This window comes from Domibacillus iocasae (assembly GCF_001750285.1).
Lineage (GTDB): Bacteria > Bacillota > Bacilli > Bacillales > Domibacillaceae > Domibacillus > Domibacillus iocasae.
Window position 1 is genome coordinate 38,157 of sequence record NZ_MAMP01000022.1, and the last position, 21,299, is coordinate 59,455.

The window sequence follows — 21,299 nt, forward strand, 5'->3', positions numbered from 1 at the left end:
TCTTTAAACTTTGTTCATTATAGCAGATGGTGAAAAAAATTGTCAGACACGTGAGAAAGAGGTACACTATCAAGTGATGTTTAATGAGAAAAAGAGGGATTCATTCATGTCATCCAATTTAATACGAGGGACGTTTATCCTCACGCTGGGCACGTTTATTTCAAAGTTTCTTGGCTTGTTTTACGTGATCCCTTTTTACAGTATCATCGGGGGAGATGACGCAGCGGCGCTGTATAGCTACGGCTACGTTCCGTATACGATTTTTATCAGTATTGCCACAGCGGGGATTCCGCTGGCCGTATCAAAGTATATTGCGAAATACAATGCGATTGAAGAATACGCGGTCGGCCGGAAGCTGTTTAAATCCGGTCTTGTTATTATGCTGTTGACCGGTTTTGCGGCATTCGTTGTTATGTATACATGTGCGCCATTTTTTGCGAAGCTGTCATTGAACGGCGAACAGACCACCTATACGATTGATGAAGTGGCGACAGTCATTCGTGCGGTCAGTTTTGCACTCATTCTTGTCCCATTTATGAGTGTAACACGCGGCTTTTTTCAGGGGCACCAATCCATGGGGCCATCTGCTGTTTCGCAAGTTGTCGAGCAAATTGCTCGCATTATCTTTCTGTTGGCTGGAGCGTACATTGTCATTCACGTGATGAATGGGTCGGTTGTTACGGCAGTCAGTGTCGCCACCTTTGCTGCATTTATCGGCGCGGTTTTCGGCCTGCTTGTGCTTTACTGGTACTTTTTTAAGCGGAAAAAGCATTTGGATAAGCTGTTAGAGCAGGACAAAGGGCAGACAGATGTGTCCCTGTTTAGTATGTATTCGGAAATTGTCGTCTATGCAGTCCCATTTATTTTTGTCGGAATCGCTATTCCGTTATACCAGCTTATTGACCAAGTTACTTTTTCAAGAGCTATGTCTCAAATTGGACTCGCGAACCAAGCTGTGTCAGCATTCGGTGTGTTAAATTTCAGTACTCAAAAATTGGTTATTATACCGGTTTCTCTCGCTACTGCTTTTGCAATGACACTCGTGCCGATGGTAACAAGCTCGTTTGTGAAAAAAGACATGGCGTTAGTGAAGCAGCAGCTTAATAAAACATTTGAGGTGCTGCTGTTTTTAACTGTTCCGGCGGCTGTCGGCATGGCGTTGCTGGCAGAGCCGCTTTACACTGTTTTTTATAAATATAGCGAGCTTGGCACAGATGTGCTCCGGGTATATGCGCCAGTGGCAATTTTATTTGCGCTGTTTTCCGTAACTGCCGCTATTTTGCAAGGCATCAATGAGCAGCGCTTTACCGTATTGAGCCTGCTCACAGGCATTTTAGTAAAGCTGTCGCTGAACATCCCACTGATTAAACTGTTTGAAACAGAAGGCGCTGTGTATGCGACCGCTTTAGGCTATTTGACTTCCATTGTCATCAATATTGTGGTTATTCGCACGTACGCCTCGTATTCACTTCGCCCATTGGCGAAAAAAATTGGGCTGATTACGGCATTTAATGTCGTGATGGCGATTGTGGTAATGGCGCTTTATGGCATTTTATCGCTGGTACTTTCCACAGAAACAGATGGTCCTGCATTATTGATCATTTTCATTTGCGCGGGTGCCGGAGCGGTGGTTTATTTTGCGCTTAGTCAGAAATCGGGCTTGCTGGATGAGGTATTCGGCTCAAAATTAGATGGCATCAAACGAAAACTACGCTTGAAAAAAGCATAAAAGGAGCACGATATGCGTTTAGATAAATGGCTGGCCAATTCCGGGATTGGATCGAGGAAAGAAGTAAAAAAATTGTTAAAAACCGGTGCTGTCACCGTTAATGGCAAAATGATAAAGGATGCAAAAGTTCACGTTAGTCCTGAAACAGATGAAGTGATGCTTTTTGATGAGCCGGTTAAATATCGGGAGTTTATCTATTTGATGATGAACAAGCCGGCAGGTGTTATTTCCGCTACAGAAGATAAGCGGGATGAAACGGTTATCGATTTGCTTGATGATGCGCATAAGCATTTCGAGCCGCATCCGGTCGGCCGGCTTGATAAAGATACAGAAGGCATGCTGCTGCTAACGAATGATGGGCATTTGTCACATCAATTGCTGTCACCAAAACACCACGTGCCGAAAACGTATTTTGCCCGTATCGAGGGCTATGTTACCGAAGCGGACATTGCCGCATTTAAAGAGGGCGTGACGCTCGACGACGGCTATCAAACAAAGCCCGGCGATCTCGTTATTTTATCAAGCGGAAGCGAGTCAGAAATTGAATTGACGATTACGGAAGGGAAGTTCCATCAAGTGAAACGGATGTTTCAATCGGTGGATAAAGAAGTAGTGTATCTTAAACGGCTTTCCATGGGCGCGCTCGGTCTTGATGAAGAACTGGAATTGGGCGAATATCGGGAGCTGACAGAAGAAGAACTTGATTTATTAAAAGAGAACTGAAAAAACGGCTGTCCATAGCGGGCAGCCATTTTTATATAAATAAATATCATGAGGTCATTCGAACCTTTTTTTCCGTAGTTGTCCATTTTCCGCGTGTTGGACTAAAGACAAGCTCGTTATAAGCGAGTACATTCAAGTCGCGTTGAATCGTTCGCGGGGTGATGCCAAATTCATCTACAATATCTTGCGTTGTCACAGTCCCATTTTCTTTAATAAACATATAGATGGATTTTATGCGAGTCAGCATTCGATTTGTAGTAGGCTTCAAAGAACCACTCCCTCATCTTTTTTCCCCGAGGCATAACAACAGACGACAGAAAATGATAATATGATTAAGCTGATTCAGACATCTCCTTTACAGCCTATTTTTATACAGGTGTTAAACTGTCTGACAATTATAGTGTACTGTATTTGTATCGATTTTGCTAGAAAAAACGCTGAATTTACAAGAGGTTTACCCTTTTTTAATAATATTATGCTTTTAAACTCGAAAAAATGTACGTATTTTTCATATGTTTTCTAGAAATTAAATCTTTTGTAAAGGAATTGGTTAAAATGACAGTTCCCATGTAAAATGAAAGAGGGAGGGATGTTCATGCGCAGCATTGATTGGCGGGACGAAATAAAGAAATTTGAAGGGGAATTTATAAAAGACCTTCAAGAGCTTATTCAAATTCCAAGTGTTAAAAGTAATGAAAATACAGATGAAGCACCATTTGGCAAAGAAGTTCGGCAGGCACTTGACTTTATGCTCCAATTAGGAGAAAAAGATGGTTTTACTTCAAAAAATGTTGGGAATGTCGCCGGTCATCTTGAAATGGGTGAAGGGAGCGGCTTAATCGGCATCCTATGTCATGTTGATGTTGTACCGGCAGGGGACGGCTGGTCATACGAACCGTTCGGCGGAGAAGTAGAGAACGGCAAGCTTTTTGGCCGCGGCGCAATGGACGATAAAGGTCCGACACTGGCTGCCTACTATGCAATGAAAGTCATTAAAGAATTAGGCATTCCTCTCCAAAAGCGTGTCCGGATGATTATTGGGACAGATGAAGAAAGTGACTGGGAATGTGTGGATCGTTATTTTAAAACGGAAGAAATGCCAGAAGCCGGCTTTGCTCCGGATGCGGACTTTCCGATTATTTTCGCAGAAAAAGGAATTGCGGATCTCCAGTTAAATCTTACGGTTCCACCATCCACAAAAGAAGCTGCCATCGTGGTAGAATCGTTTCAGGCTGGCAGACGATACAATATGGTGCCAGATCACGCTGTGGCCTCTATTTGGATTGAAAAGCAGCATACCTTATTTCTACAAAATTATACAGAATATATAAAAGATAATGAGTTAGACGGTTCTTATTATATTGACAGCGGTGTTATTTTTCTTGAAATGAAAGGTGTTTCTGCTCATGCGATGGAACCAGATCATGGACAAAATGCAGCCTTGCTGCTGGCGGCATTTTTAGTAACAGAAGCCATTGATCCGGCGGCGGCGGCCTATTTGCAATTTGTTCTGGATCAATTTGAAGGCGATACACGCGGAAAGCATCTTGGCATTGCTTCGACAGATCCTGAAATGGGTGACGTGACGGTAAACGCGGCTCTATTTCATTATGAAAAAGAGAAAGCAGCACAAATTGGCTTAAATGTTCGGTATCCGGTGTCATTTTTATTTGATCAAGAAATGGATGCTCTTAAAAAAAGATTGGAAAACGTTTCATTGCTCATTTTGGACAATAGCAAACCGCATTATATAAAGCCGGATGATCCGTTTGTCGAAACGTTGCAGCGTGTATATGAAGAAGAAACGGGAAAAGCAGCCGAATTACTTTCGATCGGCGGAGGCACGTACGCCCGCGCTTTAAAAACGGGTGTTGCGTTTGGCGCGTTGTTTCCGGGGCGCGAGGATGTGGCACATCAAAAAGATGAATACGCCATACTGGATGATCTGTTCCGGGCAGCCGCTATATACGCGCGGACCATCGTCGAGCTTGCTGGAAAAAAAGAATAAACAAAATCCCGCCATTCATAATGGCGGGATTTTGTTTATCATGTCCCCCTGGCTTCAAGTCAGCAGGAAGGGGAGTTATTCATATTGAAAAACGTCGCTGGATAAATACCGTTCACCCGTATCCGGTGCTATACAAATAACAATATCATTGTTAGTTAATGTTTTAGCGACTTCAATCGCCGCATAACATGTTGCGCCCCCTGACGGACCAATGAGGATGCCTTCTTCTGCAGCAAGGCGGCGGGTAATTGTATAAGCATCGTCATCCTCTATCTTAAAGATGGAATCATACACATTTGTGTTTAAAATATCGGGAATAAAGCCGGGGCTTGTGCCGACTAACTTATGCTTTCCTGGCTTTCCGCCGGATAAAACAGGCGAGCCCGCGGGTTCCACAACATGGACCTTCAAATCGGGAAATTGTTTTTTTAATTCTTCACCTGTACCGGTAATCGTGCCGCCTGTACCAGAACTGGCGATAAATGCAGAAAAGTTTTTGCAAATTTCGGCAGCCGCTTCAGCGATTTCTGCAGAAGTCGTGCCACGGTGGGCGTCGGGGTTGGCTGGATTGTCAAACTGCATCGGAATGAAGCTGTTTGGCGTCGATTCCGCCAGTTCAATTGCTTTTTTGATTGAGCCGGGCATTTTTTCACTTCCTGGCGTCAGAACAACTTCTGCTCCATATGCTTTTAAAATATTGATGCGTTCCTTCGTCATCGTGTCAGGCATCACTAATATTGCTTTATAGCCGCGTGCAGCGGCATTCATCGCGATGCCAATGCCTGTATTCCCGCTGGTTGGTTCTATAATCGTGGCACCCGGTTTAAGCAGGCCCGACTTCTCAGCCTCAATTATCATGTTATAGGCGGCACGATCCTTTACACTTTTACTTGGATTATAAAATTCTAATTTTACATATACGTCTGCTCCGTGTTCAGGTGACAAACGCTGCAACTTGACAAGCGGTGTATCACCAATTAAATCCGCTATATTGTTGACTACTTTCATAAATGTCACCCTTTCTGTTCTGTTTTATTAAACCATATTATTAGAATAATTCCAATCGAAATACAATGAATGAAAATGGACGGCTTTTCTTCGCTGTTTTTGGTAAACTAAAAACAGCAGATGACCGAGAAGAGGAGTGTGTGTGATGCAGCCACATTATTTTTTTGCCATTGTTCTCCCTGATCATGTGAAAAAAATGATTGCGGATGAAATGAAGAAAAGAAATGATCCGTTTAAACGGATGGTGCATGAAGAAGACTACCACCTGACATTAGCTTTTGTCGGGGCGGCAAAATTATCCGTCATCAAGGAAGCCTGTGACATGATTAATGAAAAAATTGGCAGCGCTCCGGTCTTTTCGATAAAGCTTTCTTCGTTCGGCACATTCGGTCAAAAGAAATCTCCCCGTATTTTCTGGATTGGAACGGACGAACCAGCCCCTCTTTTTCATGTGCAAAAAGAAGTAGCATCAGCATGCAGAAAGTCAGGAATCAATATAGACGAAAAACCATTTCGCCCGCATATTACGACGGCACGGAAATGGATTGGCCAGCAGCCGTATTCTCTGGCAGAACTGCCGGATTGGCCCCCATTTTCTGTAACCGAAGTGGCTTTATACGAAACGAACACATCCACCGTACCGAAATATATGAAAAAATGGTCATGCATATTGGGAAAGCCGAGAGGGGACACGAGCCATGGGTCAATTAATTAAATTGCAAAATTATATATCCAGATATGAAAATGATGTATTTCATTATCCTGCACGATATGTCAGACTTAAAAAACAAGAGTGGGAGAAATTTCATGCCTTGTGGGAGCGGCAGCAAGGTGAAGGTTCATCGGGTTTAGAGCCGGATCAGGATAAGCAGGATGATTGGCTGCTCGAAGAATCGAAAGGAAAACATTCGTTATTTCGAGGGCTTTTTTCACGAAAAGAAAAACTGGTGGAAGCAGAGGTCGATTCCGAGCCGCAGCAGGAAGAAAATTTATTTTCCATCAATGAAACAGAATCGATCTATTTAAAAACAAAAGAAGATGCGAAAAAAGCGTTTATCGATAAGATGTTTAATTTTCAAATTAAATGGGCGAGTTCCACACTTTTACATCAGTCGCCGCTCGACCATAAGTATTACGTGGATGAGCGGCTGAAATTTTTATTAAAACGGCTGCCAGATACATTTCTCGTGTTATATGAACCGGTTTTTCGTTTTCAAAAAGCCGTTGTTGAACTTGATGTGGTTATCATTACCCCGCTGCATGTTTGGTGTCTAACTTTTTTAGAAGAACAGGACGGTGCTGTTTTTACAGGGTCGCCGGATCGGTTTTGGGTGAAGCGTTTTGGGGAAACAGAATCAAAAATATTAAGCCCGGCTGTCTCACTGTCAAGAACGGAAACAATCGTGAAAAAGCTTCTTCAGCATGATCAAGTGGATATACCCGTTCGAAAAGCAGTGTTGTCCCGAAATGGCTACATTGATGACCCGGCTGCGCCAGCAGACATACATTATATTGACAAGCGCGAATTTCATCATTGGTTTGATGAGATGAGGCAGTTGTCATCACCGCTGAAAACGATTCAATTAAAGGCAGCGAAAGCACTGCTTGCTCATGGAGATACAGTGAGTTTGCGCCGGCCGGAATGGGAGGAGGATATTTAAATGATTTCGACCCGTCCGTTTGATGCATATTTGGACACGTTAACTGAAGTGGCTGTTTTATTGCCGAATCATTACTATTCAGGAAAGTCTTCTGCTTTTTATATTGAAAATGGCGGCAGTGTGACGAAAATGGATATTTTAGATGTAAATGAGTTTGACACGATGGTTAAGTACACATGCCGGGTAAAAGAAATACCGGAATTCGGCCGGCAGCATGTGATTTTAGATGAACGGCTTATGCGCACAGACCTGCAAATTGGCGGGGTCATCCGAACGGAAGAATTTGATAATCTGTTTTATTATAAAGGAGAGCTTGGAAGTATATATTCGCCGGAACAGACCTCTTTTCGAGTATGGGCCCCGACGGCAACCGAGGCATTTGTGAAGTTTAAAGAAACAGCCGACAGCCCACTCCGCTATGTGCCGATGAAAAGAGGCCCGTCTGGTACATTTCAAGCGGAACTGGCTGAAGATGCAGAAGGTTATTTTTATCATTACCAAGTAAGAATCAATAACGTTTGGCATGAAGCAGTTGATCCCTACGCGAAAATGGTATCCGTGCACAGCGAGTGGGCCCGGGTTGTGGATGATGAAAAAATGAAGGTGCCAAAATACGAGCTTCCGCCATTTTCATCGCCGCTTGATGCGATTATTTATGAAGCCTCTATTCGGGATTTATCAAGCCAGCGGGAAAGCGGGATTAAGCGGAGAGGATTGTATCTTGGTTTGACCGAAGAAGGAACACAAAGTCCGGACGGTCAGCCGACGGGGCTTGATTATGTCGCATCTCTCGGTGTGACACATGTAGAACTGCTGCCGTTTTTCGATTATTTTGGCGTGTCGGACATTGATTTTTCCGCTAACTATAATTGGGGATACAACCCGCTGTTCTTTAATGTTCCGGAAGGCAGCTTCAGCACAGATCCTGTTGATTTGTACGCGAGGGCAGTTGAACTGAAACAAATGATTGAAGCGTTTCATAAAAAAGGACTTCGTGTCATTATGGACGTCGTGTACAATCATGTATTCGTCCGTGAAACATCGTCGTTCGAACGGCTTGTCCCAGGCTATTTTTTCCGGCAGGGGCTGGATGGAATGCCATCAAATGGCTCCGGCTGTGGAAATGATTTTGCCTCGGAGAGAAAAATGGGGCGTAAATTCATTCTTGATTCGCTTCAGTACTGGATAGATGCTTATCATATCGATGGCTTTCGCTTTGACTTAATGGGATTGATCGACGTAGGAACGATTCAGCAGGCCGCTGCTCTCATCCGCCGCAATAAGCCGGGTGCAGTTATTTTAGGAGAAGGATGGGATTTAAATACCGCTTTGCCATCGGAAAAAAAAGCGTCCATTCAAAATGAACAGGAACTAAGGGACATCGCTTTTTTTAATGACCGGTTTCGAGATTCAGTAAAAGGAAACACGTTTCAATTATTTGAACCGGGCTTTGCGTTTGGAAACAGCCAATTTTTAGATAACGCTTTTGCGGCGCTGACAGCAAACGTCGGCTGCGCTGGTATCGACCGGTTATTTCATTCACCGGCACAGTCTGTTAATTATGTAGAATGCCATGACAACTACACATTATGGGATAAGCTTGAGGCTTGTTTCCCAGGAGACGCAGAATTGAACAGGAAGAAGCATTTGCTCGCTACATCCTTTGTCCTTCTTTCACAGGGCATTCCATTTCTGCATGCAGGACAGGAATTTTGCCGCACAAAATATGGGGTTGAGAATAGTTATACGAGTTCGGATATGATCAATCAGATGGACTGGCGCCGACGCAGTGAGTATATTGATCATGTTCACTATGTAAAAGGGCTGATTGAGCTGCGAAAGTCATCCGGTGCTTTTCGAATGAGAACAGAAGAAGCCATTTGCCATCATATGATCAAATGGCCCTCCAATTCTGACACCTTAACCGTTTGGCTGAAAGATGTCGGTTCTTACGGAAAATGGAATGATATAGTCATCAGTTTCAATGCCGGAGGAACTGTTTCAAGCTTCGGACTGCCAGATGGAGCACAATGGAATCAAATTGTCTCCGGCACGCAGTCTGGAATAGATTCTATTGGTGCGGCCCGGGTCGACGCAGTTGTAGAACCATTTAGCTGCGCTGTTTTCGTCCGATAGAATGTTTTAGAAAGGAACTGGTCGAAAGCGTAAATTCATGATACAATACTTCATACGATATTAAGAACGATACGAGTAATAAAAAAGACAGCGATTGTTTTTCGAAGCGGCTGCTGTCTTTTTTTTATGAAAAAGGTGAGTTTTTGTGGAACATTTTCTTGGCGGAGACTGGGAAATAACGCCTGCTGGAGGCGTAACAGGAAAAGCATTTTTTGCACGGCACGCTGGAAAAGAACTGTTTTTAAAACGGAATTCTTCTCCTTTCCTTGCCATGCTCTCAGCCGAAGGGATTGTCCCGAAGCTCGTCTGGACGAAGCGGCTTGAAAATGGAGATGTTATTTCTGCACAGCATTGGATGAATGGACGTGAACTTGTGCCAGAAGAAATGGAGTCCGATCGTGTTGCCCGGCTGATGGGGAAGATTCATTCATCCAAACCGCTTTTAAATATGCTGAAACGGCTTGGAAAACAGCCAGTTTTGCCGGCAGCGACATTATCCGATATCTACTCTCGCACCAATGTGATTTCAGCCCATCCTGTTGTGGCTGATGCAGTACACTTTTTGGAAGAACAGTTGCCAAATGTGCCAGATTATCAATTTGTCGTTTGTCATACGGACGTGAATCATCATAACTGGCTGCTGTCCGATCAGGATGAGCTGTTTTTAATTGACTGGGACGGGGCGATGATTGCGGACCCGGCGATCGATCTTGGAACGCTGTTGTTTGGCTACGTGAAACAAGAAAATTGGACAGGCTGGCTGTCACAATATGGTCTGGTGTTGACTCCGGATTTTTTCCATCGTATGAAATGGTATGCGGCTGCGCAGCTGCTTTTGTCGATCGAGTGGAACCGGGAAAAAACCCGCTTTCATGATATGAACCGAAGCCTGGCCTCTTTGCATCGATTAATGAAGGCGGAGTACAATTTATTTGGAAATGGAGAGAACAAGAAAGATGCGTTTAAGAAATAAACCGTGGGCGCGTGAGAAAATCAATGCGTACCCGCAATATATTACCCCGCAGCCTGAGGGAGCAAAAGGGCGCTGGAATGAAATTTTTGGCAATGATAATCCAATCCATATTGAAGTGGGTACGGGAAAAGGCCAGTTTGTAACAGGCATGGCAAAACAGAACCCACACATTAATTATATTGGCATTGAGATGTATGAAAGTGTTATTATTACGGCGCTGGACCGGCTTATTGAAGCGGATTTGCCAAACTTGAAGCTTTTGGACGTGGACGGAGCGGAGCTGATCAATTACTTTGAAAAAGGGGAAGTCAGCCGCGTTTATTTAAACTTTTCCGATCCATGGCCGAAAACGCGCCATGCAAAACGCCGGTTAACATATAAAACGTTTTTAAGCTTGTATGAATCGATTATGCCGGATGAGGGTGAAATCCATTTCAAAACGGATAACCAAGGCTTATTTGAATTTTCACTGAAAAGTTTTTCAGAATACGGCATGCTCTTAAACTTTGTCAGCCTGGATTTGCATAATAGCGGGTATGAGGGCAATGTGATGACTGAATATGAAGAGAAATTTTCAGCAAAAGGCCAGCGTATTTATCGATCAGAAGCAAAATTCCAGCCTCGCACATAAAAAAATCCCAAACAGAATTCAATCTGTTTGGGATTTTTCTAATTACACAGGCTGAACGTGCAGCAGCGTGCCGGTTTTAGCATCTGCAGAGAACTCAAATTGTTCATTTCCGGTTTCGCCAGGACGTGAAATGCCGCCTTTATAAACAAGTGCGGGAAAGCCGTTTCTGTCAATTTGTTCGGGCTTCATTTGAATCCATGAGCCATCGACTGGACCGTTTTGTTTAAATGTATCTTTCACTTTTTTTAATACTTTTTCAGGCGGAACATTCATTGATTCGGACGTTTGTTTTTGAATCAAAAAGGCTGCGGCTGCTCCTGCGGCTGCGCCGATCAAAAAAGCGGTTCGATCCCATTTCACCATGTTGAACCCCCCTGTTTATCTAGTAGACTGCTCTTATAGTATACAAGAAGTTCAGAGTGAAGAAAACTAAAATGCGCTTCATTCCACCTTCGTGTTTATTTCCGGTATAATGAACAAAAGACAGGAGCGGGAGGAATTAGACCAATGAATCAAGAAACAAAAGATATGTTTAAAACGCTGACAGAACTACCGGGCGCGCCAGGAAACGAGCATGCGGTGCGTGCATTTATGAAAAAAGAAATGGAACCGTATGCTGATTCAATTATTCAAGATCATTTGGGCAGCTTGTTTGGCGTGAAAAATGGAGATGAAAACGGTCCGCGTGTTATGGTGGCCGGTCATATGGATGAAGTGGCGTTTATGGTAACAGCGATTACCGAAAACGGCATGATCCGCTTTCAAACGCTTGGCGGCTGGTGGAACCAGACAATGCTCGCTCAGCGTGTCCGTATTTATACGAAAAACGGTCCGGTCGAAGGAGTTATTTCGTCTACACCTCCGCATTTATTAACAGAAGACCAGCGTAATAAGCCAATGCAAATTAAAAACATGCAAATTGATATTGGCGCGGACGATAAAGCCGATGCGGCATCAATCGGAATAAAGCCGGGTCAGTCTATTTTGCCGGTGTCACCTTTTACGCCGCTCGCTAATCCAAAGAAAATCATGGCGAAAGCATGGGATAACCGATACGGCTGCGGACTGGCCGTGGAGCTGTTAAAAGAGCTGGACGGGAAGTCACTGCCGAATATGCTCTACTCAGGTGCAACGGTTCAGGAAGAAGTCGGCCTTCGCGGTGCACAGACGGCTGCCCACTTAATAAACCCTGATATCTTTTTTGCCCTCGATGCGAGCCCTGCCAACGATGCATCAGGAGACAAAAATGAATTTGGGCAGCTGGGCAAAGGCTTGCTGCTCCGTATTTTTGACCGGTCAATGGTGACACATGGCGGTATGCGGGACTTTGTGCTTGACACGGCTGAATCAAACAAAATTCCATATCAGTACTTTGTTTCACCGGGCGGCACAGATGCTGGGCGGGTTCATACGACAGGAAGCGGTGTACCAAGCGCTGTAATTGGCATTTGTTCACGCTACATTCATACGCATTCATCCATTATTCACACAGACGATTATGATGCGGCAAAAGAACTGCTTGTAAAGCTTGTTTCTAAGATGGATAAAACGACAGCTGAGACGATTAAGGAATATTAAAGGAGAGAGGAGACTTATATGTCGACGATAAAATTAAAAAGAACGCTTGAAGAAGCGCTTCAAAAACCGAACCGGTCCATTGCGTTTGATCGTGAAAAGGAAGAAATGCGCATTGAAAACAGTGATACAAAAAAAGGTGTCACGGTTGCACTTGGCGGCATTTTGGCTAAATTTGAAGGGAATGTTCAAAAAGCGGCGGAAGAAACGATATATTATGTGAATGAAGCGCTCAATGCATTTGATGAATCCGGTAAAAAAGAAGAAAAAGAAAAGCGGATTTTCCCCGTTATTCGCTCGGCTTCGTTTCCGGCAGAAGCGGAGGAAGGCGTACCGCTTTTTTTCGATGAGCATACAGCTGAAACCCGTATTTATTATGCCGTTGATCTAGGCTCAACGTATCGATTAATTGATGAAAAACTCATGGCGAAAGAAAAATGGACAGCGGAGCAAATTCGTGAAATTGCCCGCTTTAATCTTCGTTCGCTGCCGCTTGAAATGAAACAAGACACTGTGGCTGGAAATGTGTTCTATTTCTTGAATTCGAATGATGGGTACGATGCCACGCGTATTTTGAATGATCGGTTTTTAAAAGAAATGAGTGAAAAAATGGAAGGTGATATGACCGTATCCGTTCCACATGGCGATGTACTCATTATTGGCGATATTCGCAACGAAACAGGTTATGACATCTTAGCACAAATGGCGATGAGCTTTTTTGCAGCCGGGCGTGTGCCGATTACCGCCCTTTCATTTGTTTATGAAGACGGGCATCTTGAACCGATCTTTATTTTAGCGAAAAACCGTCCGCACAAAGACTGACTCTTTGGCGGGCGGTCTTTTTTCTTCCCCATCTATTTTCCCAAAATGTCGTTTTTCTGTTAACAAATCGTGTATAGTTGGTACAATGAAAAAGACTTCAAGGAGAAAGAGTGGTTATGAATGAGCATGTTTAAAAAAATTCTCTCCTATTTCAGAGAAGAAATCGAAATCATTGAAGATGATGAAGAAACGAAACCGAATGATAGAAAACAAGAAGAAGCGCAGCCGGAGAAACTGGAAGAACAGCACCTAACACTCTCTGAACCGGTGGCACAAAAGCAGTTTGTCCCATTAACTCCATCTGTTCAACAAATTTCAACACGTGTTGCGTATCGGTATCCGACGGTTAAGCGGAACGATCACGAAGAAGTACCAGGCCGCAGGAATCGTTCGCACCGGACCGAACCTAAACAGGAAGCCACAGCTGATCTGTCAGTCAGTGAGCATCCGCCGCGCCAGCCGGTCTATACACCCGCGTCGCGTGTCGCGCCGCGTCCGTTTAAACCGACAGAGATTCCATCGCCGATTTACGGATTCCGGGCTCGTCCGGTGAAAGAAGATGCGCGCAGCGTCCGCAGCGAAGAGCGGGAAAAAACAAATGAACCGCTTCTTCTGTTTACGAAGGAGCAGGCAAAGCGACCGCTTGAACGGCCGAAAACGGTACCAAAAGAACAAGCGCAAATGCCGTCTGAACAGCCGCTCCCACAGATGGAAAAGCCGGCACCTGCCCATAATGAGAGCGGTAAGCTTCCGCCGCCTGCTGTACGCAATGAAAAACCGCGTGAACGGCGCCATTCGCCGTTTAATGTTGTGATGCTGAAAAAAGACCGTGAAAAAATGAGCAAGCCGGCCTTAAAACCGCAGCCGGCACCCGCTCAGAAAGAAGAAAAACCGCTTCCGCCCGTTCCGTCTGTTCCAACAGACGGAATAGATCGTCCGCCACTGTCGTTTTTGACACCACCTGCTAAAAAAACAACGGATGATAAGTGGGTACAGGAAAAATCAGCACTGTTAAATGAAACATTAAAGAGTTTTAATATTAATGCCCATGTTACCGGTGTAACAACGGGACCATCCATTACACGCTTTGAAGTAACACCGGCAATCGGTGTAAAAGTGAGTAAGATTGTCAGTTTAACAGACGATATTAAACGCAGCCTTGCCGCGCGGACCATCCGAATTGAAGCTCCAATTCCAGGTACGCAAGTCGTTGGAATCGAACTGCCAAATGAAGAGAGCCGGCCAGTCTTTATTAGTGAAATTATTGGGCACAGCAGTTTTCAAATGGCAAAGTCTCCACTTGCTTCAGCACTTGGCCTTGATATTGCGGGGACACCAGTCGTGCTTGATTTGCAAAAAATGCCGCATGGATTAATCGCCGGTGCAACTGGATCTGGAAAAAGCGTCTGCATTAATTCGATTTTAGTCAGTCTTTTATATAAGGCAGCTCCGCATGAGTTGAAGCTGCTGCTGATTGATCCGAAAATGGTCGAGCTTACACCTTATAACGGCATTCCTCATTTAGCGAGCCCGGTTATTACCGACGTAAAAGCCGCTACCGCTGCACTTAAATGGGCCGTAGAGGAGATGGAACGACGGTATCAGCTCTTTGTTCATGCCGGAGTGCGTGACATGGCATCATACAACAAAAAAGTAAGCCAATCTGAATTTAATGAGCCGCATTTGCCATACCTCGTTATTGTCATTGATGAATTAGCGGATTTGATGATGATGGCGCCGGGAGAAGTGGAGGAGTCGATTTGTCGGATTGCACAAAAAGCACGTGCATGCGGCATTCATTTAATTGTCGCTACGCAGCGTCCGTCTGTTGATGTCATTACCGGCTTAATTAAAGCAAATATCCCGACACGAATCGCTTTTTCTGTTTCTTCACAAATTGATTCGCGTACGATTCTGGACAAAGTAGGTGCGGAAAAACTGCTTGGAAAAGGCGATATGCTGTTTTTAGATAACGGCGCGAGTGAATCGATCCGCCTGCAGGGAACATTTGTCACAAATGAAGAAATTGACGAAGCTGTCCGCTTCGTTAGTGAACAACAAAAGCCGGAATATTTATTTAAACAGGAGGAACTGCTGCAAAAAGCAGCTATTCACGAGGAGGAAGACGAGCTGTTCCAAGAAGCGTGTGAGCTCGTTGTCCGCCAGGGAGGCGCCTCCACTTCTATGCTGCAGCGGAATTTAAAGGTAGGCTATAACAGGGCGGCACGTCTTATTGAAATGATGGAAGAGAAAGGGCTTGTGTCTGGACAGAGGGCTGGACGGCCTCGGGAAGTTCTTGTTTCAGAAGAAGAATTCTTTGCCTATTTAGAGGAATCCAATTGATAAACCGGTGCCTTTGCACCGGTTTTTTCGGGGAATAGTCACGTTTTAAAAAAAGTGCTATAATGAACAAATGCAATGATTGACTGCCAGCCGTTTCAAATGGAACGGCACTACATATACTACATGTAAAAGGCTAGAGAATGCTGGAGGTTTAATGATGACAACCTATCATTTTGTTGGAATAAAAGGCTCTGGAATGAGTGCCCTTGCTCATATTCTTCATGATAAAGGATATGCAGTACAGGGATCAGATGTAGAAAAAACATTTTTTACACAAAAAGCGCTTGAAGAAGCGGGCATTTTAATTTTGCCATTTAACGAAAGCAATATTCAAAAGGGCATGACCGTCATTGCGGGAAATGCATTTGGAGATGATCACGAAGAAATTAAACGCGCCGTAGAAATGGATGTACCGGTTATTCGTTACCATACATTTTTAGGCGATTTTATTCAAAACTTTACAAGTGTGGCGATTACGGGATCACACGGAAAAACGTCGACAACCGGCTTAATGGCACACGTTGTAAGTGGGGCAGCACCGACGTCTTACTTAATTGGGGACGGAACGGGGCGTGGAGCGAAAGAAGCGGAATATTTTGTGTTTGAAGCATGTGAATACCGCCGACACTTTTTATCCTATTCGCCGGATTATGCGGTTATGACAAATATCGATTTTGATCATCCCGATTATTTTGCCGATGTGCAGGACGTAGTATCCGCATTCCAGAAAATGGCGATGCAGGTAAAAAAAGGTATTTTTGCATGTGGTGATGATGAATATTTACAGGGTATTCAAGCCAATGTGCCGGTTGTTTTTTACGGATTTGGAGAAGAAAATGATTTTCAGGCACGCAACACTTCATTCGATGAAGATGGAACGACATTTGATGTATTTGTCCGGAATGAATTTTACGCAACGTTCCGCATTCCTGGCTATGGAGACCATAATGTCTTAAACGCGCTTTCTGTCATTGGGCTTTGCCATTACGAAGAAATCGATACAGACATTGTAAAAGAACGCTTGCTGACATTTTCAGGTGTAAAACGCCGTTTTTCCGAGAAACAAGCAGGCAGCCAGGTGCTGATTGATGACTACGCTCATCATCCGACAGAGATTCGCGCGACTGTCAATGCGGCTCGTCAAAAATACCCGAATCGTGAAATCATAGCTGTGTTTCAGCCCCATACATTTTCGCGTACGCAAACGTTTCTCGATGAATTCGCGGACAGCTTAAATAAAGCGGATGCGGTTTATTTATGCGACATTTTCGGGTCAGCCCGCGAAAATCACGGCAAGCTGACAATTGAGGACCTTCAGAGCAAAATTCCTGGAGCGCGTTTGATCAAAGAAGAGGGCACATCCATATTGAAAGAACATAAAGACAGCGTCCTTATTTTTATGGGCGCCGGTGACATTCAAAAGTTTCAGGCAGCTTACGAAGAGCTTGCTTAACGGAAAAAACGCCTTTTGCCAATCTCCGGCAAAGGGCGTTTTTTTGCGGGCAAAAATCTACTTATTTTAAGTTTTCCGGATTCAAACCTTCTAATTCTGGCAGTATAAATCGTCCATCTTTACGAACCAGCACGTCATCAAACCAAATTTCACCGCCGCCGTATTCCGGACGCTGAATGTTGACTATATCCCAATGAATATTAGAATGGTTGCCGTTATACGCTTCTTCATAGCATTCACCTGGTGTAAAGTGAAAGCTGCCGTCGATTTTTTCATCAAAAAGTATATCCTGCATCGGATGTAGAATGTGAGGGTTAACACCAATTGCAAATTCTCCCACAAAGCGTGCGCCTTCATCTGTATCGAAAATCTCATTAATTCGCGTCACATCGTTTGCATGCGCATCAATGATTTTTCCGTTCTCAAACCGCAGCTTAACATTTTCAAACGTAAAACCGTTATAGGGAGAAGGCGTGTTATATGAAATTACTCCATTGACGGAATCACGTACAGGAGCTGTATAAACTTCCCCGTCTGGAATATTCAAGCGGCCGGCGCATTTGATGGCGGGAATGTCCTTAATGGAAAACGTTAAATCGGTTCCCGGCCCTTTCAACTGTACTTTATCCGTCCGGTTCATTAAGGAGACAAGCGGCTCCATCGCTGCGTCCATTTTGCTGTAATCAAGGTTGCATACATCAAAATAAAAATCTTCAAATGCATCAGTGCTCATTTTGGCAAGCTGGGCCATTGATGAAGTCGGATAGCGGAGCACAACCCATTTCGTTTTTGGCACCCGAATGTCACGATGCACCTTTTTGCCGATCGTATTACCATGAATTTTCACTTTCTCTGACGGTACATCTGCCTGCTCATTTATATTGTCTCCAGCACGAAGACCGATATAAGCGTCCATTTCTTGCATAACATTCGCTTCAAAATCAGCCATTAAATCGTACTGGCCTTCTTGGGCACCCATTAAAAGGGATCGGTCTACCCGGTGGTCTTTTAACAGCACATATGGCCAGCCGCCCGCTTTGTAAGCTTCATCCACGAGCGCGGTTACAAGTTCGCGCTGCAGACCGAAGTTTTCAATCAGCACTTTTTCACCCGGCTGAATTTGGCATGAATAGTTAATTAAATTGGCTGCAAGTGTTTGAATACGTGAATCTTTCATCAAAATCCTCCTCCTAGTCTTCCCCATTGTAAGGTTTCCTAAAAATTTGTGCAAAAAGAAGGAAATTCTATAGCAAAAAAAGAAATACATAAATTAGTGTTTATAATTATAAGCACTGGGTAATTTTATTACATAAACAAACGTTGGAGGTGTCCCGGAGTGGAAATTATTCTTTATTTAAGCGCGGCTATTGCGGCGATCGCGTTTTTAATTTTAGTCATTAACTTGTCTAAAACATTAAAATCAGTCGACAATACGCTCGACACGCTGTCTCGTACAGTAGACCGCCTGGAAGGGCAATTAAAAGATGTGACGGCGGAAACCGCAGAGCTGCTACATAAAACAAATGCATTAGCGGAAGATGTACAGCACAAAACCGAACAGCTGAATACAGTCGTCTATGCTGTGAAAGATGTCGGTTCGTCTGTTCATAACTTGAATCATTCATTGAAAAAAGTGACAACGACTGTTGCTTCACAAATGGAAAAAAATCAATATAAGATTTCCCAGGCTGTTCAGTGGGGGAATGTAGTGAAACAAATGGTTGAAAAGTTCAAGGAAGATAAACAAAAAACCGATGCGCAGCCACCGGCTGTTCGTGCGGAAGCTCTTCCTGTACCAGCTTATAAAAACAATCAATAAAAAAGAATAAATAAAAGAGGAGCGTTTTACTTATGAGAAACAAAAACACATATGACCAATTTAACATCAAGAAAAACGAAGTTAATTCACCGCAGCAGCCACAATACGACAGTTTTGATTTAAATGCGGATCGTTATCCGTATGAAGATACAATCAACACAAAAGATTTCATCATCGGGGCATTATTCGGAGCGTTCGTCGGGGCAGCAGCTGCGCTTATGATGGCGCCTAAATCAGGAACTGAGTTTCGCAGCGACTTAAATTCACAAGCCAGCTCGTTAAAAGAGCGTGCGAGCGGATTGACAGATACAGCAAAAGACAAAACGTCCACGCTGACAAGTGCCGTACAGGAAAAATCGACGGCTATTGTGGATAAAGTAAAATCGATAAAATCATCTGATGGCTCTAGTTCAAGTGTTTCAGAAAAAGCAGAAGACAAAAAAGAAGAAGCAAAGTCTGTAGTAGATAACGTAGCGGAAGCTGTAAAGGATAAAGTAGATACAACGGCTGACACAGCAAAAACAAAGCTTGATGAAACGAAAAAGGCATTTGATGAAGCGGAAAAAGCAAAAGGCGGTTCTTCATCAAAATCAGAAGGATGGTCTGATCCCGCTGACAAAGGAATTAATGAAACAAAGAAAAATGGCGGATTAAATAACACGAATAAAAGTACCAACAACAACAACAACAATAACAACAATAACAACAATAACAATCAAAGTAAAAAACCTAATAACAAGTAATGAAAGGCTGGACTTGGTCCAGCTTTTCACATTTAAAAGGAGTCTTAAGTATGGAAAAAATTATCAACATCGCAGAATTTGAGGAACTTGTTGAAAGCAATGAGCCATTCTTTTTATTAAAACATAGTACGACATGTCCGGTTAGCGCAGCAGCTTATGAGGCGTATCAATCTTTCATGGAAGATTCAGGATCTGATAAAAAGGGTGTATATTTGGCCGTCCAGGAAGCGCGTGAATTATCGAATCATATCGCTCAAGTGACAAATATCCGCCATGAATCACCACAGGTTATTTATTTTAAAGAAGGACAGCCAGCATGGAATGAATCGCATTGGAAAATTACGAAAGATCAACTTGACTCAGTAAATTAAAAAAAATCCTGAACGTCTTTCGTTCAGGATTTTTCATACTTTAATGCTTTAACACTTAAAAGCGTTTAAGAAGTAAAGCAACTTTTTCGTGACTTTTCCATATGGATGATTTATAATAACCGTAATAGTTCGCAACAAACATATTAAATACAGAAACATCGTTATTTTTTCATAAAGAATTGCGAGAAAATTTTGAATATCTACTTGCGGAAGGATGAGAAATGTGAGCAACCAAGAATTAGAACAGCTAAGAAGCAGGGTGGACGAAATGAACGTTCAACTGCTAAAATTAATTAATGAACGCGCAGAGCTTGTACAGGAAATCGGACGCGTAAAAGAAAAACAAGGTGTCAATCGTTATGATCCGGTCCGCGAGCGCTCAATGCTTAATAATTTGCTGGAAAAAAATGATGGACCGTTTGAACGGTCCACTGTTGAACATATTTTTAAAGAAATCTTTAAAGCAGGTCTTGAGCTTCAAGAAGATGACCATCGTAAAGCACTTCTTGTTTCACGGAAAAAGAAACAAGAAGATACAGTTGTCACAGTGCGCGGGCATAAAGTGGGTGACGGAAATGTTACATTCGTTTTTGGTCCATGTGCAGTTGAATCATACGAGCAGGTAGCAGAAGTCGCGAAATCCATTAAAGGAAAAGGCCTGAAAATGATTCGCGGCGGGGCATACAAGCCACGTACATCTCCATACGATTTCCAAGGGCTCGGCCTTGAAGGATTGAAAATTTTGAAGCGTGTGGCAGATGAATTTGATCTAGCGGTTGTCAGCGAAATCGTTAATCCAGCTGATATTGAAACAGCTTGTGAGTACATTGATGTTATTCAAATCGGTGCGCGCAACATGCAAAACTTCGAATTATTAAAAGCAGCGGGTTCTGTCAAAAAGCCAGTTCTTTTAAAACGCGGCTTGGCAGCAACAATCGACGAATTTATCAATGCGGCTGAATACATCCTTGCTCAAGGAAATGACCAGGTAATCCTTTGTGAACGCGGTATTCGCACATATGAGCGTGCGACACGCAACACGCTCGATATTACGGCCGTGCCAATCTTGAAGCAGGAAACGCATCTTCCGGTATTCGTTGATGTGACACATTCAACAGGACGCCGTGATCTTCTTCTTCCAGCTGCAAAAGCAGGCATCGCGATCGGTGCGGATGGTATTATGGCAGAAGTTCATCCGGATCCGGCCGTTGCCCTTTCAGATGCAGCGCAGCAGATGAATTTGCAACAATTTGATGAATTTTACGATGAAATTTTAAAATCTGTTCCAGTAAAAGCATAAAATT

The 21,299-nt window shown here is 43.5% G+C and carries 20 protein-coding genes; 16 read left to right on the forward strand and 4 right to left on the reverse strand.

The window, feature by feature from the left end; all coding sequences use genetic code 11:
- Positions 1 to 106: 106 nt before the first annotated feature.
- Together BA724_RS10955 and BA724_RS10960 are read left to right on the forward strand one after the other, a co-directional pair.
- Complete coding sequence (locus tag BA724_RS10955; protein ID WP_069938713.1) at positions 107 to 1,729, forward strand: putative polysaccharide biosynthesis protein; 1,623 nt, start codon at positions 107 to 109, stop codon at positions 1,727 to 1,729.
- Between the two features lie 12 nt (positions 1,730 to 1,741).
- Positions 1,742 to 2,452 (forward strand): pseudouridine synthase, encoded by a 711-nt coding sequence (locus BA724_RS10960; protein WP_069938714.1) that lies wholly within the window; start codon positions 1,742 to 1,744, stop codon positions 2,450 to 2,452.
- 46 nt (positions 2,453 to 2,498) lie between these two features.
- On the opposite strand, the gene BA724_RS10965 is transcribed toward BA724_RS10960, so the two are convergent.
- A complete protein-coding gene (locus BA724_RS10965; RefSeq protein WP_045851690.1) occupies positions 2,499 to 2,720 on the reverse strand; it encodes a DeoR family transcriptional regulator in 222 nt (73 codons plus the stop codon).
- A gap of 327 nt (positions 2,721 to 3,047) precedes the next feature.
- On the opposite strand from BA724_RS10965, the gene pepV reads away from it, so the two are divergent.
- Positions 3,048 to 4,460: a dipeptidase PepV gene (gene pepV / locus BA724_RS10970; RefSeq protein WP_069938715.1), complete on the forward strand. Its 1,413-nt coding sequence runs from the start codon at positions 3,048 to 3,050 to the stop codon at positions 4,458 to 4,460.
- 75 nt (positions 4,461 to 4,535) lie between these two features.
- On the opposite strand, the gene cysK is transcribed toward pepV, so the two are convergent.
- Entirely contained in the window at positions 4,536 to 5,468 is a 933-nt protein-coding gene (cysK, locus tag BA724_RS10975) for a cysteine synthase A (protein WP_069938716.1), read from the reverse strand.
- A 145-nt stretch (positions 5,469 to 5,613) separates the two neighbouring features.
- Between cysK and thpR the strand changes: the two genes are divergently transcribed.
- The 5 genes from thpR to trmB all read left to right on the forward strand — a co-directional run bounded on the left by thpR (position 5,614) and on the right by trmB (position 10,869).
- Complete coding sequence (gene thpR, locus BA724_RS10985; RefSeq protein WP_069939228.1) at positions 5,614 to 6,183, forward strand: RNA 2',3'-cyclic phosphodiesterase; 570 nt, start codon at positions 5,614 to 5,616, stop codon at positions 6,181 to 6,183.
- Positions 6,167 to 7,129, forward strand: a complete 963-nt coding sequence (locus BA724_RS10990) for a nuclease-related domain-containing protein (protein WP_069938718.1) — start codon at positions 6,167 to 6,169, stop codon at positions 7,127 to 7,129. Before thpR ends, BA724_RS10990 begins: the two co-directional genes overlap by 17 nt.
- Positions 7,130 to 9,265, forward strand: a complete 2,136-nt coding sequence (pulA, locus tag BA724_RS10995; protein ID WP_069938719.1) for a type I pullulanase — start codon at positions 7,130 to 7,132, stop codon at positions 9,263 to 9,265.
- A 145-nt stretch (positions 9,266 to 9,410) separates the two neighbouring features.
- A complete protein-coding gene (locus BA724_RS11000) occupies positions 9,411 to 10,238 on the forward strand; it encodes a phosphotransferase family protein (RefSeq protein ID WP_069938720.1) in 828 nt (275 codons plus the stop codon).
- Positions 10,222 to 10,869: a tRNA (guanosine(46)-N7)-methyltransferase TrmB gene (gene trmB, locus BA724_RS11005; protein WP_069938721.1), complete on the forward strand. Its 648-nt coding sequence runs from the start codon at positions 10,222 to 10,224 to the stop codon at positions 10,867 to 10,869. The genes BA724_RS11000 and trmB overlap by 17 nt, the downstream gene beginning before the upstream one ends.
- 42 nt (positions 10,870 to 10,911) lie before the next feature.
- Here trmB and BA724_RS11010 read toward each other — a convergent pair whose 3' ends face one another.
- Positions 10,912 to 11,232 carry a PepSY domain-containing protein gene (locus BA724_RS11010; protein ID WP_069938722.1) on the reverse strand — a complete coding sequence of 107 codons (321 nt, stop codon included), beginning with the start codon at positions 11,230 to 11,232 and terminating at the stop codon, positions 10,912 to 10,914.
- A 144-nt stretch (positions 11,233 to 11,376) separates the two neighbouring features.
- Here BA724_RS11010 and BA724_RS11015 point away from each other — a divergent pair, with 144 nt between their 5' ends.
- From BA724_RS11015 to murC, 4 genes are all read left to right on the forward strand, one after another.
- A complete protein-coding gene (locus BA724_RS11015; protein WP_069938723.1) occupies positions 11,377 to 12,447 on the forward strand; it encodes a M42 family metallopeptidase in 1,071 nt (356 codons plus the stop codon).
- Positions 12,448 to 12,465: 18 nt separating this feature from the next.
- Positions 12,466 to 13,266 (forward strand): DUF1444 domain-containing protein, encoded by an 801-nt coding sequence (locus BA724_RS11020; RefSeq protein WP_069938724.1) that lies wholly within the window; start codon positions 12,466 to 12,468, stop codon positions 13,264 to 13,266.
- 120 nt (positions 13,267 to 13,386) lie between these two features.
- Positions 13,387 to 15,609 carry a DNA translocase FtsK gene (locus BA724_RS11025; RefSeq protein ID WP_069938725.1) on the forward strand — a complete coding sequence of 741 codons (2,223 nt, stop codon included), beginning with the start codon at positions 13,387 to 13,389 and terminating at the stop codon, positions 15,607 to 15,609.
- A gap of 157 nt (positions 15,610 to 15,766) precedes the next feature.
- Positions 15,767 to 17,062, forward strand: a complete 1,296-nt coding sequence (gene murC, locus BA724_RS11030) for a UDP-N-acetylmuramate--L-alanine ligase (protein ID WP_069938726.1) — start codon at positions 15,767 to 15,769, stop codon at positions 17,060 to 17,062.
- Between the two features lie 61 nt (positions 17,063 to 17,123).
- Here the strand turns inward: murC and BA724_RS11035 are convergent, their stop codons facing one another.
- Positions 17,124 to 18,239 (reverse strand): aminopeptidase, encoded by a 1,116-nt coding sequence (locus BA724_RS11035; RefSeq protein WP_069938727.1) that lies wholly within the window; start codon positions 18,237 to 18,239, stop codon positions 17,124 to 17,126.
- A gap of 159 nt (positions 18,240 to 18,398) precedes the next feature.
- Between BA724_RS11035 and BA724_RS11040 the strand changes: the two genes are divergently transcribed.
- The 4 genes from BA724_RS11040 to BA724_RS11055 all read left to right on the forward strand — a co-directional run bounded on the left by BA724_RS11040 (position 18,399) and on the right by BA724_RS11055 (position 21,295).
- Complete coding sequence (locus BA724_RS11040; protein ID WP_069938728.1) at positions 18,399 to 18,881, forward strand: DUF948 domain-containing protein; 483 nt, start codon at positions 18,399 to 18,401, stop codon at positions 18,879 to 18,881.
- 32 nt (positions 18,882 to 18,913) lie between these two features.
- A complete protein-coding gene (locus tag BA724_RS11045) occupies positions 18,914 to 19,624 on the forward strand; it encodes a YtxH domain-containing protein (RefSeq protein ID WP_069938729.1) in 711 nt (236 codons plus the stop codon).
- Between the two features lie 50 nt (positions 19,625 to 19,674).
- Positions 19,675 to 19,995 carry a bacillithiol system redox-active protein YtxJ gene (gene ytxJ / locus BA724_RS11050; RefSeq protein WP_069938730.1) on the forward strand — a complete coding sequence of 107 codons (321 nt, stop codon included), beginning with the start codon at positions 19,675 to 19,677 and terminating at the stop codon, positions 19,993 to 19,995.
- 223 nt (positions 19,996 to 20,218) lie between these two features.
- Positions 20,219 to 21,295: a bifunctional 3-deoxy-7-phosphoheptulonate synthase/chorismate mutase gene (locus BA724_RS11055; RefSeq protein WP_069938731.1), complete on the forward strand. Its 1,077-nt coding sequence runs from the start codon at positions 20,219 to 20,221 to the stop codon at positions 21,293 to 21,295.
- Positions 21,296 to 21,299: the final 4 nt, after the last annotated feature.